Here is a 13,313-nt window from a genome sequence, read left to right as displayed (position 1 = left end):
GGCGCGCGGGGAGCCACGGGGCGGGGGTCGACGGTGCGCGCGGCGCGCGCCGCGCGGCGTCAGGGGGCCAGGACGGCCACCGAGCGAGGGCCCAAGAGCAGCTGGGTGCTCTCGCCGTCGCTCGCCGGGACGATCCGGGCCGTGGCCCAGGACGCCAGCACCCGCAGCTCGCCGGCCGACGCCAGCGGCACGGTGCGCTCGGCGTCCGCGAGGTTCACCACCACGCGGGCGTCGCCGCGGTGCAGCACGAGCCAGTCGGCCCACGCGCCGTCGACCGGCTCGGCGCCCTCGGCCCACGTCACGTCCGTGCGCGTGCGGTCGCCCGACGCCAGGTCCGGCACCTCGCGGCGCAGCCGCGCGAGCGTCCGGTACCAGTCGAGCATCCGCTCGCCGCCGGGCAGGGTCGGCTCGTCCCAGTCGAGCCGGCCGGCCTCGAACGTGGCCGGCGCCTGCGGATCCGGCACCTCGAAGGTGTCCTCGTCCGCCCCGTACATCTCCGCCCAGCCGTGGCCGCCGAACTCCCGCGACCGGCCCTCGCGCACCGCCTGGGCGAGCTCGGGCTCGGGGTGGTCGGTGACGTACATCCACGGCGTCCGGGCGCCCCACTCCTCGCCCATGAACAGCATCGGCGTGAACGGGGACAGCAGCACGAGCGCGGCGGACGCGGCCAGTGCCCCGTCGTCCAGCGCGTCGGACGGCCGGTCGCCCAGGGCCCGGTTGCCGACCTGGTCGTGGTCCTGCCCGAACACGACGAACCGGTGGCCGTCGACCTCGGGCGGCACCGGGGCGCCCCAGTCCCGCTCGCGGAACGTCGAGTACCCGCCGTCGTGCACGAACACGTCGCGGTACGCCTTGCGCAGCGTCTCGGGTGCGCCGAAGTCGACGTAGTACCCGTGCCGCTCGCCCGTGAGCAGGGCGTGCAGCGCGTGGTGCACGTCGTCCGCCCACTGCGCGGTCATGCCCCAGCCGCCCTCGGCGGTGGGAGTCACGGAGACGGGGTCGTTGAGGTCGACCTCGGCGATCAGCGACAGCGGCCGGCCGAGCTCGGCCGCCAGGGCGGCGACCTCGTCCGACAGCTGCGCGAGGACGTGCCGCGGGGAGTCGTCGACCAGCGCGTGCACGGCGTCCAGCCGCAGCGCGTCGACGTGGAAGTCCCGGAGCCAGCGCAGCGCGCTGTCCACGATCCACCGGCGCACCTCGCCCGCGCCGTCGCCGTCCAGGTTGATCGCCGCGCCGCACGGGGTGTGGTGCGCGTCGGTGAAGTACGGGCCGAACTCGCCCAGGTAGTTGCCGGACGGGCCCAGGTGGTTGTGCACGACGTCCAGGCAGACCGCGAGCCCGGCGGCGTGCGCGGCGTCCACGAACCGCTGCAGGGCGGCCGGGCCGCCGTAGGGCTCGTGCACGCCGTAGAGGCTGACGCCGTCGTAGCCCCAGCCGCGCTCGCCGTTGAACGGCGCCAGCGGCAGCAGCTCGACGACCTCGACGCCGGTCGAGACGAGGTGGTCGAGGTGCGCGACCGCGGCGTCCAGCGTGCCCTCGGGCGTGAACGTGCCGACGTGCAGCTCGTAGACGACCGCGCCGCGCACGTCCCGCCCGGCCCAGCCGTGGTCGGACCAGTCGTGCCGGGACGCGTCGAACACCCGGCTCGGCCCGTGCACGCCCGCGGGCGCCCAGGGGCCGCGCGGGTCCGGGCGCGGGTCGCCGCCGTCGAGCACGAACGCGTAGTCGGTGCCGTGCGGCAGGTCGCGGTCGCCCGTCCACCAGCCGTCGCCGGCGGCGGTGAGCGGGACGGTCTCGGCCCCGGCGTCGTCGGCCGCCGGCAGGTGCAGGGCGACGGTGGTCGCCCGGGGCGCCCACACCTCGCCGGGTCGGATCTCACGGGCGGCGCGGGTGTCGCTCACGCGTCGGTCCTCCTCACGAGCAGGGCGACCGGCAGCCGGTCGAGCAGGTCGGACAGCGGGCGCACGCCGCCCTCGACGGGCCGGTCGGCGAGCACGTCGTGCCAGTCGCCCTCGGGCAGGGCGACCGTGTGCTCGCCCCAGCCGCCGAGCCGGTCGACCATCGCGGCGAGCCGGGTGGCGACCACGGCGACCCGCGGCTCGCCGTCGGCGGTGCGGGCATAGGTGAGCACGTGGCCGGTCGAGTGCGGCAGCGGCGTGATCCCGGCGCCGGGGCCGGTGAACGCCTCGGGCAGGTCCCGGCGCAGCCGGAGCGCGCGCGAGGTGACCAGCAGCTTCTCGTCCGCGAGGTCGCGGGCGCCCGCACCCTCGTCGAGCCGGGCGAGCCGGGCGGCGATCGCCGCGTGGTCCACCGGGCGCCGGTTGTCCGGGTCGACCAGCGCGACGGCGGGCACCTCGGTGCCCTGGTAGACGTCGGCGACGCCCGGCAGGGTGAGCTGCACGAGCTTCTGCCCGAGCACGGCGGCCCGCACGGCGTCCCTGGTCCGGTGCTCCCACTCGGCGAGCAGGGCCGCGACCCGCTCGTCGCCCAGCGCCTGGACGGCGACGTCGAGCACCGCGCGCTCGTACGCCTCGTCCGGGCTGGTCCACGACGTGCGGTCCTTGGCCTCCCGGACGGCCTTGGTGAGGTACTCGGTGAGCCGCTCGGCGGCGATCGGGCCGTCGGCGGTCCAGGTCCCGGCGAGCGTCTGCCACAGCAGGTTCTCGGCGCGGCCGTCGAGCAGGGTGCTGCGGTAGGACGCCGTGGCCTCGCGCAGCCGCCCGACCAGCTCGGCCCACTCGACCGGCAGCTCGGACAGCACGCCGAGCCGGGCCCGGACGTCCTCGCTGCGCTTGGTGTCGTGCGTCGAGAGCGTGGTCATGCCGAGCGGCGTCTGCTGCTGGGCGCGGACCGCCCAGGCGAGCAGCTCGGTGGGGGACAGGGCGAACCGCTCGGGCTCGCCGCCGACCTCGGTGAGCGACACCAGGTGCGTCCACCGGTAGAAGGCGGTGTCCTCGACGCCCTTGGCCATGACGGCGCCGCAGGTCTGCTGGAACCGCACGACCAGCTCGTCGCGCTGCGGCTCCCGGGTGCGGCCGGCGCTGCCGACCTCGCGGCCGAGCAGCAGGTCCACCAGGACGTCCATGGTGGCGGCCCGCTCGGGCGCCAGCCGCGCCCGGGCGGCCCGGGCCGCCTGCTCCAGCACCTCGACGTCGGCCGGGTGCGGCGCGCGGCCCGGCACGACGTACGCGCGGTACCGGTCCATCGCGACCAGCAGCTCCACCAGGCAGTCGTGCAGCGACCGCCACGTGTGGTCCCGCAGCCGGAGGTCGCCGCGGCACACCTCGGCGGCGAGCTCGGTCAGCCGGTACACCTCGGCGTAGAGGGCGCGGTCGACGATCTGACGCTTGGCGGTGTCGACCACCTCGGGCAGCGCGTCGGACGCCTCGCCGGTCAGCCGGTGCATGAGCGCGCCGAGCCGGGCACCGCCGCCGGGGTCGACGAAGGCCTGCTGGATCCGCCACAGCGCCTCGTAACCGGTGGTGCCGGCGGTGTCCCAGTCGGCGGGCAGCTCCTCGTCGCCCTGCAGGATCTTCTCGACCACGACCCACGCGCCGCCCGAGCGGTCGCGCAGCCGCTCCAGGTAGCCGCCCGGGTCGGCCAGGCCGTCCGGGTGGTCGATCCGCAGGCCGTCGAGCACGCCCTCGTCGAGCAGGCGCAGCACCAGGGCGTGCGTCGCGTCGAACACGGCCGGGTCCTCGACGCGGATCGCGGCGAGCGTGCCGACGTCGAAGAACCGCCGGTAGTTGAGCTCCTCGTCGGCGACCCGCCAGTACGCCAGCCGGTAGTGCTGCCGCTCCAGCAGCTCGGCCAGCGGCAGCGCCTCGGTGCCCGGGCGGACCGGGAAGGTGTGGTCGTAGTAGCGCAGCACGGGCTGGGGCTCGTCGCCCTGACCCGGCACGACCTGGTGCTCCAGCCGGATCTCGCCGGACGCGAGCACGGCACCGATCCGGTCGCCGAGCACCGGCATCAGGACGTCGCCCTCGCCGGCGGACCAGTCGACGTCGAACCACGACGCGTACGGCGACGCGGGGCCCTCGGCCAGCACGGACCACAGGGCCTTGTTGTGCCACGCGGGGGTGGGCACGGCCATGTGGTTCGGCACGATGTCCAGCACGAGGCCGAGGCCCGCCTCGTGCGCCCGGTCGGCGAGCCGGCGCAGGGCCGGCTCGCCGCCGAGCACCGGCGACACCTCGTCGTGGTCGACGACGTCGTAGCCGTGCGTCGAGCCCGGCGCCGCCGTGAGGACGGGCGACAGGTACACGTGGGTCACGCCGATGTCGGCGAGGTACGGCACCAGGTCCGCGGCGTCGTCCAGGGTCAGGTCGGCCCCGAGCTGGAGCCGGTACGTCGACGTCGGGACCGGTCGCCCCGGTGCGGGCAGGCGGCGGCTGGGGGTCCGGGGCTCGGCCCCGCGGTCGACGGTCACGCGCCACCCTTCGCGCTGCCGGCCGTCGGGCCGCCGGGGGTGCCGGGCGCGCCCGACGCTGCGGGCGGCTCGGCGCCCGCGGGCAGCGACGTCACCGCCGGCGCCTGCGTGATCGGGTCGACCTGCTGGATCGGCGGCCGGGACAGCACGACGGTGGAGCGGTGCGCGATCTCGATCGTCGTCGAGTGCGCGAGCTCGTCGCCCGGCGCGAGCTGGTGGTCGCTGTCGAGCGCGACGGTCCAGGTCTCGCCGTACTCGGCGTCGGGCAGCGTGAACTGCACCGGCTCCGGCTGCGCGTTGAACAGCACGAGGAACGAGTCGTCGACGATCTCCTCGCCGCGCAGGTCCGGCTCGGCGATCGCGTCGCCGTTGAGGAACACCATGACGGCGCGCGCGAACTCCTCCTGCCACTGCGCGTCCGACATGTGCGTGCCCGCGGGGGACAGCCACGCGATGTCGCGCAGGTCGGACTCGCCGCCCCGCTCCGGCGCGCCGGCGAAGAACCGGCGCCGGCGGAACACCGGGTGGTCCTTGCGCAGGTGCACGACGGCGCGGGCGTACTCGAGCAGCTCGGTGTCGTGCTCGTCGAGCTCCCAGTTCTGCCACGACAGCTCGTCGTCCTGGCAGTAGACGTTGTTGTTGCCCTGCTGGCTGCGGCCCATCTCGTCGCCGTGCAGGATCATCGGCACGCCCTGGGACAGCAGCAGCGTGGTGAGGAAGTTCCGGCGCTGCCGGCCACGCAGGTCGAGGACCTCGGGGTCGTCCGTCGGGCCCTCGACGCCGCAGTTCCAGGACCGGTTGTGGCTCTCGCCGTCCCGGTTGTCCTCGCCGTTGGCCTCGTTGTGCTTCTCGTTGTACGCGGTGAGGTCGGCCAGCGTGAAGCCGTCGTGCGCCGTGACGAAGTTCACGCTCGCGATCGGGCGGCGGCCGGTGTGCTCGTACAGGTCGGACGACCCGGACAGCCGGCTGGCGAACTCCGCCAGGGTCGACGGCTCGCCGCGCCAGAAGTCGCGCACGGTGTCCCGGTACTGCCCGTTCCACTCCGACCACAGGGGCGGGAACCCGCCGACCTGGTAGCCGCCGTCGCCGAGGTCCCACGGCTCCGCGATCAGCTTGACCTGGGAGATGATCGGGTCCTGCTGGATGATGTCGAAGAACGCGCTCAGGCGGTCGACCTCGTGGAACTGGCGGGCCAGCGTCGCCGCGAGGTCGAACCGGAACCCGTCGACGTGCATGTCCTGCACCCAGTAGCGCAGCGAGTCCATGATCAGCTGCAGGACGTGCGGCGACCGCATGAGCAGCGAGTTCCCGGTGCCGGTGGTGTCGAAGTAGTGCGCCTGGTCGCCGTCCACCAGCCGGTAGTACGACGCGTTGTCGATGCCGCGGAACGACAGCGTCGGGCCCAGGTGGTTGCCCTCGGCGGTGTGGTTGTAGACCACGTCGAGGATGACCTCGATGTCGGCCGCGTGCAGGGCCTTGACCATCGCCTTGAACTCCTGCACCTGCTGCCCGTTGCTGCCGAAGGCGGCGTAGGCGTTGTGCGGCGCGAAGAAGCCGATCGTGTTGTAGCCCCAGTAGTTCGACAGCCCGCGGTCCTGCAGCGACGGGTCGTTGACGAACTGGTGCACGGGCATGAGCTCGACGGCGGTCACCCCGAGGCTCGTGAGGTGCTCGATGACCGCCGGGTGGGCGAGCGCCGAGTAGGTGCCGCGCATCTCCTCGGGCACCGCCGGGTGCAGCTGCGTCAGGCCCTTGACGTGCGCCTCGTAGATGACCGAGTCGTGGTACTCGTGCTGCGGCGGGCGGTCGTGGCCCCAGTCGAAGTACGGGTTCACCACGACCGAGGTCATGGTGTGGCCGGCCGAGTCGTCGGTGTTCCGCTCGTCCTCGGCGCCGAACGTGTACGAGTACAACGACGGGTCGTTGTCGATCTGCCCGTCGATCGCCTTGGCGTACGGGTCGAGCAGCAGCTTCGACGGGTCGCAGCGGTGGCCCTGGTCCGGGTCGTACGGCCCGTGCACGCGGAAGCCGTACCGCTGGCCGGGCTGGAGCGCGGGGACGTAGCCGTGCCACACGAACGCGTCGACCTCCGGCAGGTCCACCCGCGTCTCGTTCCCCGCCTCGTCGAACAGGCAGAGCTCCACCCGCTCGGCGACCCCCGAGTACAGCGCGAAGTTCGTGCCGCTGCCGTCGTAGGTCGCGCCGAGCGGGTAGGGGCGTCCGGGCCAGATCCTCATGCGCGTCAGTCCTCCGGGGGCAGGTGGGGCGGGCGGCGGGTCGCCGCTCCTGGGCACAGCGTGCCAGGGGACCCCCCAGGTGCGCAGGACGAACGGGAGCCGGGGGCGCGGCGGGAGCGCCGCGGGGTGGGCGGCGGGCGGGGGCCGGGGCCCTGCCGGCGGCCCCGCGGACCCCGCGCTGGGCCGAACGGGCGGCGTCCGCGGGGAGTTCACCCGGCGCAGATGCCCTGTTCACCCCGTCGGACTATCGCATAACGGGCAAATCGGACCCATGCTCGGGGTCATGGCGGAACAGGACGACGCGCGGGTGGTGATCACCAACGCGGACATCGCGGCGGCGAAGCGGGACTGGCAGCTCGCCCGCACCCGCGGGGACCTGCCCGCCCGGGTCGACGAGGCGTACGACCTCTACCGGCGGCTGGTGTCCGCCCAGGCGCAGCAGATCGCGGACACGTTCCGGGCGACGGGGGCGCTGCGCGCGGACCAGGGCTGAGCCGCCCCCGCTGCGAGGGGGTTGCGAGCGTCGTGCGAGGGGACGGGTGCGTCCTGGTGCGGTCCCGCCGGCGCCCGGCCGGCGGCCCGACCCGCGAGGGGGACCGCATGTCCACGACCACGCCGACGACGCCCGCGACCACGGCGGGGGCCGCTGCGCCCGTGCCGGGAGCGCACGCCCGGCCCGGCGACCTGCTCGAGCCCGCCGGCCCGGGCACGGCCGAGGTGGCGGGCCGGGTGTTCGCCGCGAGCCTCGGCGCGCAGGAGCTCGCGGCCGTGCACGCCGGCGACCGGCTCGGCTGGTACCGCGCGCTCGCGCAGCACGGCCCGTGCACCGCGGACGAGCTCGCCGGCCGGACCGCCACGCACCCGCGGTACGCGCGCGAGTGGCTGGAGCACCAGGCCGCCGCGGGGTACGTGGTGCCGGTGGGCGGCGCGTTCGTGCTCACGCCGGGTGCCGCCGAGGTGCTGGCCGACCCGGACTCGCCCGACTACCTCGCGCCGCTGGGCAGGATGCACGCCGCGAGCGTGCGCGTGTCGGACGATCTGCACGCGGCGTACCGGTCCGGCGGCGGGGTCCCGTGGGAGCGCCTCGGTGCGGACGCCCGGGAGGCGCAGGCCGCGCTCAACCGGCCCTTCTTCCTGCACGGGCTGGCCCGTCTCGTCGCGGACGCGCTGCCGGACCTCGACGCGCGGCTGCGCGCCGGGGCCCGGGTGGTCGACGTCGGCTGCGGCGAGGGCTGGTCCTCGATCGGCCTGGCGCTCGCGTACGAGGACGCGGAGATCACGGGCGTGGACCTCGACCCGGCGTCGGTGGCGGCGGCCCGGCGGCACGCCGCGGCCCGGGGGGTCGAGGACCGGGTGCGGTTCGTCGCGGCAGACGCGGCCTCGCTCGGGCCGTCCGGCGCGGCCGGGGGATACGACGTCGGCACCGCGTTCGAGTGCGTGCACGACCTCGCCGACCCGGTCGCGGTGCTGGCGTCGCTGCGGTCCCTGGTCGCGGACGACGGCTGGGTGCTGGTCGCGGACGAGCGGGTGGCGGAGGAGTTCACCGCGCCGGCCGGGCCGCTCGACCGGTGGTACTACGGGTTCTCGCTCGGGGTGTGCCTGCCCGACGGGCTGTCGCACCCCGGCGGGGTCGGGACCGGGACCGTGATGCGGCCGGCGACGCTGGCCGGGTACGCGCGCGGGGCGGGGTTCTCGGCCACGGAGGTGCTGCCGGTCGAGCACGACCTCTTCCGGTTCTACCGGCTGCGCGGCTGACGCGGGGCCGCGGCGGCGGCGTGCGCGCGGCGCGTCGGTGCGACGTCCCCGGGGCCGCCGGGCGGCGCGGGCCTCCGCGGGCCGCGCGGTGCCGCGGTGGCGGTCGGGTCGTCGGGGGCCGGCGCGGGCGCCGACGGCGTCGTCGGGGACGGCGCGACCGGCGCGACCGGCGCGGCCAACCGGTCGACCGCGGCGCCGAGGTCGTCGTCGGAGCCCGCGTCGACCAGCTCCGCGAGCCGCCGGCCGCCCAGCACGGCGTCGAGCCCGGTCCGCGCGGCCGCGAGCGCGTCGGCCTCGACCCCGTAGGTCACCGGCAGGTCCGGGGCGGTCACCGCGCCGAGCAGCAGGGCCGCCTCCTCCGGCCGGCCCAGGCGGAGCAGCAGCGGGACGGCGTTGCGCAGGGCGGTGAGCAGGTGCGTGCGGTTGCCCGCCGGCGCCCAGTCCCGGGCCAGCGCCAGCAGGTCGTCGAGCGCCCCCGCCGGGTCGGGGCGGCGCGCGACGGCGGCCACGGTGGCGGCCCGGGCGACGCCCGACAGGTACCGGTCGCCCACCGCGTCGGCGAGGTCGCGGGCGTCCGCGAGCGCCGCGACCGCCGCGGCGGGGTCGGTGCGCGCCAGCACCTCCCCGGTGGCGAACGCGAGCCAGGCGCGGTCGGACGGGGCGGCGTGCACGGGGTGCACGGCGCGCCGCAGCTGGGCGAGCGCGGCGTCGGCGGCGAGCGGCCGGTCCCGGTAGGCCGCCACGAGCGCGGGGTAGGTCAGGCCGATCACCCGGTAGTGCGGGTCGGCGGCGTGCTGGGCCTCGGCGGCGATCCGGCCGCCCAGGGCGACCGCGTCCTCGGTGCGCCCCTCGAACAGCGCCAGGTCCGCCAGCACCTCGAGCGCGTGCAGCCGGTCCGCGGCGTCGGTGGCGCCCGCGAGCGCCTGCTGGGCGCGGCGGCCGGCACCGCCGCGGTGCCCCTGCACCAGCGCGCGGGCCGCGAGCGCCGCGAGCACGGCGGGGGCGTCCTCCCGCCCGGGGACCGGCCAGGCGAGCACGTCGGTGCGCAGGGCGTCGACCGCGTGCCGGTGCAGCGCGCGGGTGAGCCGCACGGCGAGGTCCGGGTCGTGGGTCGCGGCCCAGGCGTGGGCGACGCGCAGGTCGGGCAGCAGCGCCGTGAGCTGCGCGCGGGCCTCGGGCTCGCCGGGACCGCGCAGGGCCCGGTCGGCGTCCCGGGCCACGTCGAGGAGGACGGCGGCGTGCCGCGCCCGCACCGGTTCCGGGGGCGGGCCCACGACCGCCCGCACGGTCTGCAGCATCCGGTACCGGGTCCGGCCGCGGGCGTCGTCGCGCACCAGCAGCGAGGCCGCGGCGAGCAGCTCGGCGGTCCGGGCCGGGACGTCGAGCACGCGGGCCGCGAGGTCGGGCGGGCACGCGGTGGCGAACACCGGCCAGCCGTCCAGCGCCGTGCGCCCGTCCCGGGTCAGCAGCTCGCGCGACCAGCCGACGAGCGCGGCGAGCGACCGGTGCCGCGCGGGGGCGTCCCGGCGGGGCTGGACCAGGGCGTCCAGCCGGGCGTCGAGCAGGTCCGCCAGGTCGGCGACGGTGAGCGTGGCGGTGCGGGCGGCGGCCATCTCGACGGCGAGCGGCAGGCCGTCGAGGCGCGCGACGATGCGGGTGACGGGGTCGGGGGCGGGGGCGCCCGTCGCGCCGTCGGCGTGCGCCGCGGGTGCGGTGGCGCGCCCGGACGCGGCGCGGGCCCGGTCCCGGAACAGCCGCGCCGCGGCCGACCCCGGGCCGGCGGTGCCCAGCGGCTCGACCAGGAGCACGTGCTCGCCCGCGACGCCGAGCGGGGTCCGGCTGGTCGCCAGCACCCGGAGCGGGCCGGGCTCGGACAGCAGCAGGTCCACGCACTCCGCCACCGCCCCCGCCACGTGCTCGCAGTTGTCCAGGACCAGGACCGTCGCGCGGGTCCCCGCGCGGGCCAGGACCTGGGCGGGGGCGTCGGTGGGGTCGGCGTCGAGGCCGTGGGCGATCGCGGTGGCGACGGCTGCTGGGTCGCGCACCGCCGCGAGCTCGACGAACCGGGGGACCAGCGGGGCGGTCACCCGCGCCGCGGACTCCAGCGCGAGGCGCGTCTTGCCGACCCCGCCGGGGCCGACGAAGGTGACCAGCGCGCTCCGCTCGAGCAGGTCCCGGGCCGCGCGCAGCTCGGCCTCCCGGCCGACGAAGGACGTGCGGGGACGGGGGAGCGGCGAGGGAGCGGGGCGGTCGGGGCGGGGAGGCTGCTGCCCGGTCGGGGCGCGGGGGCGGTCGCGGTCGCTCGCGGCCGGGGCGGTGGTCGTCGGCGGGTCGTCGGGCGAGGTGCGTCGCGACGTGCGCGCGCCCGCCGCCGTGCTGCCCGTCGGGCGGCCGCCGGCTGCCACGGCCGTGCTCGCCGTCCCCGGGGCCGGCGCGCGGGTGCCCGACGGGGCCGGGTCCGCGGGGCCGTCGACCGCCGCGCCGGGGTCGGACCTCGCCGAGGGGACCGCCGGTGCGTCCCGCCCGCCGCGGGACCGCGCCGGGGCGGCGGCCGCGTCATGGCCCCCGGGCGTGCCCGGACCGGCGCCGCGGGTCGCGGGCCCGACGGACGGGGTGCCGGCGCGGCCGGGACCGGCGCCGGGTCCGGTGGGCAGGACGCCCCGCCCCTCGGCCCGGGACGCGCCCGGGCGGGTGCCGACGGGCGTCGGCGGCCGGCCCGCGGCCAGCGCCCCGGCGTGGGCGGACCGCAGCTCCTGCGAGGGCAGCAGCCCGATCTCGTCGAGCGCCGCCGCCGCCCGCAGGTACGCGAGCACCGCCTCGCCCGGGCGGCCCTCCGCGGTGCGGGCCCGCACGAGCAGGGCCCACGCGCCCTCGCGGTACGGGTCGCCGTCCAGCGCCCGCTCCGCCGCGTCCGCGGCGCGCTCGGGATCCGTGTCGACGAGCGCGCGGGCGAGCGCCTCGTGCGCGCTGCGGCGGGCGGTCTCCAGCCGTTCCGCCTCGGCCTGCACCTCCGGCAGGTCCGCCTCCGACCCGAACGCCGGCCCGCGCCACAGGGCGAGCGCCTCGGCCAGCACCTCCGCGGCGTGCGCAGGCGAGTCCCGGGCGTCCGGCCGCCCGCGTCCGGTGGCGCCGCGGGTCACGGCGCGCACCGCACGGTCGAAGCGGTCCGCGTCCAGGTCCTGCGGGTCGAGGCGGTAGCCGCCCGGCACCGCGCGCAGGTCGGCGCCCACCAGCGCGCGGATCCGCGACGCGTGGCTGTGCAGGGTGTGCTCGGAGCTGGGCGGGGGCCCGGCGGGCCACAGCGCGGCGATGAGCCGCTCGCGCGGGACCAGCGACCCCCTGTGCGCGAGCAGCACCGCGAGCAGAGCGCGCTGGCGCGAGCCGCGGACAGGTTCGGCCCCCTCCGCGGTCACGAGCTCCACGGGCCCCAGGACCCCGTACCGCATGGGCCGATGGTGGCCCCCGGCGGGTGCGCAGGGCAAGGGGTGCCGCGCGGCGGTGCAGGTGGGCGCCGGAACGGCACGGCGGGCGCCGCCGGTCCCGGGGTAGCGTGCGGCAGGACCGCCGACCGCACCCGAAGGGACCCCGCCGCATGGCCCTGGACACCGCCCCACCCGCCGACCGCACGCGCGCTGGCCGCGTCCTGGACGCCGCGGACACCCGCGACGGGCACTGGCGGGACCTGTACCGGGACCTGCACGCGCACCCCGAGCTGTCGGGGCGGGAGCACCGCACCGCCGCGGCGCTCGCGGCCGAGCTGCGCGCCTCCGGGCTCGAGGTCAGCGAGGGCGTCGGCGGGACCGGCGTCGTCGGGGTGCTGCGCAACGGCGAGGGCCCCGTGGTCATGCTCCGCGCCGACATGGACGGCCTGCCCGTCCTGGAGGAGACGGGCCTGCCGTACCAGAGCCGGCACACGGACGTGAACCCCGCGGGGGAGACGGTCGCCACCATGCACGCCTGCGGCCACGACATGCACGTGACGGCGCTCGCCGCGGCGGTGGACACCCTCGCCGGCGCGCGGGACGTCTGGGCCGGGACGCTCCTGGTGGTCGGTCAGCCGGCGGAGGAGACGGCGACCGGCGCGAGCGCCATGCTCGCCGACGGCCTGTTCACCCGGTTCCCGAAGCCGGACGTCGCGCTCGGCCAGCACGTCGGCCCGCTGCCCGCCGGGGTGGCGAACCACTCCCGCGGCCTGCTCATGGCCGCGGCGGCGACCCTGGACGTGACGATCCACGGACGCGGCGGGCACGGCTCCCGCCCGTTCGTCACCGTCGACCCGATCCTGACCGCCGCGTACGCGATCACCCGGCTGCAGACGATCGCCGCGCGGGAGACCTCCCCGGAGGACCCGCTGGTCGTCACCGTCGGCACGTTCCACGCCGGCACGAAGTCGAACATCATCCCGGACACCGCCACCTTCACCGTGAACCTGCGCGCCCGGTCGGACGCGTCGATGGCGCGTGCCGTGGCCGCCGTCGAGCGCATCGTCGGCGCGGAGGCCGCGGCCGCGGGCTGCCCCGAGCCGCCGACCATCACGATGCGGGAGAACCCGCCCGCGACCGTGAACACCGCCGAGGTCGTCGACCGCGTGATGGCGGCGCAGCAGGCCGTCATGCCCGCGGGCGCCGTCCGGACCGCCGAGCCGCTGATGGGCTCCGAGGACTTCTCCGAGTACGGGCTGCCGAAGGGGCGCTACGACGGCGACCCCGTGCCCTACGCGTTCTGGTTCTGGGGCGGCATGGACCCCGCGCTGTTCCCGGACGGCTACGTGTCCGGGTTCTCGGCGGCCGTCCCCGGCAACCACACCGCCCAGTTCGCGCCGCTCGACGAGCCGACGATCGCGGCGGGACGCCGGCTGCTGGTGGCCGCGGCGCTGGAGTTCCTGGCCTGAT

General features: G+C 77.3%; 7 protein-coding genes. 3 read left to right on the top strand and 4 right to left on the bottom strand.

Going from position 1 to position 13,313, the window contains the following annotated elements:
- Positions 1–59 precede the first annotated feature (59 nt).
- From treZ to glgX, 3 genes are read right to left on the bottom strand one after another with little or no spacing between them, the layout of a single operon-like run.
- A complete protein-coding gene (treZ, locus tag FS882_RS06345) occupies positions 60–1,901 on the bottom strand; it encodes a malto-oligosyltrehalose trehalohydrolase (protein ID WP_262348100.1) in 1,842 nt (613 codons plus the stop codon).
- A complete protein-coding gene (treY, locus tag FS882_RS06340) occupies positions 1,898–4,429 on the bottom strand; it encodes a malto-oligosyltrehalose synthase (protein WP_158371985.1) in 2,532 nt (843 codons plus the stop codon). The genes treZ and treY overlap by 4 nt, the downstream gene beginning before the upstream one ends.
- The gene (glgX, locus tag FS882_RS06335) at positions 4,426–6,666 is read right to left on the bottom strand and encodes a glycogen debranching protein GlgX (RefSeq protein WP_158371983.1); all 2,241 of its coding nucleotides are present in this window, start codon (positions 6,664–6,666) and stop codon (positions 4,426–4,428) included. The genes treY and glgX overlap by 4 nt, the downstream gene beginning before the upstream one ends.
- Before the next feature lie 283 nt (positions 6,667–6,949).
- On the opposite strand from glgX, the gene FS882_RS06330 reads away from it, so the two are divergent.
- Both FS882_RS06330 and FS882_RS06325 read left to right on the top strand, forming a co-directional pair.
- Complete coding sequence (locus FS882_RS06330) at positions 6,950–7,159, top strand: hypothetical protein (protein WP_154729113.1); 210 nt, start codon at positions 6,950–6,952, stop codon at positions 7,157–7,159.
- A gap of 107 nt (positions 7,160–7,266) precedes the next feature.
- The gene (locus tag FS882_RS06325; RefSeq protein ID WP_158371981.1) at positions 7,267–8,421 is read left to right on the top strand and encodes a class I SAM-dependent methyltransferase; all 1,155 of its coding nucleotides are present in this window, start codon (positions 7,267–7,269) and stop codon (positions 8,419–8,421) included.
- Here FS882_RS06325 and FS882_RS06320 read toward each other — a convergent pair.
- On the bottom strand, positions 8,403–11,867 hold the full coding sequence (locus FS882_RS06320) for an AfsR/SARP family transcriptional regulator (protein WP_158371979.1): 3,465 nt from the start codon (positions 11,865–11,867) through the stop codon (positions 8,403–8,405). The two genes, FS882_RS06325 and FS882_RS06320, sit on opposite strands and share 19 nt — an antisense overlap.
- 146 nt (positions 11,868–12,013) lie before the next feature.
- Here FS882_RS06320 and FS882_RS06315 point away from each other — a divergent pair, with 146 nt between their 5' ends.
- On the top strand, positions 12,014–13,312 hold the full coding sequence (locus FS882_RS06315) for an amidohydrolase (RefSeq protein WP_158371977.1): 1,299 nt from the start codon (positions 12,014–12,016) through the stop codon (positions 13,310–13,312).
- Position 13,313: the final 1 nt, after the last annotated feature.

This window comes from Cellulosimicrobium cellulans (assembly GCF_007679345.1).
GTDB classification, from domain to species: Bacteria; Actinomycetota; Actinomycetes; order Actinomycetales; family Cellulomonadaceae; genus Cellulomonas; species Cellulomonas cellulans_A.
Note: the sequence above shows the minus strand (reverse complement) of the source record. Positions and strands in the feature narration are given on the sequence as shown.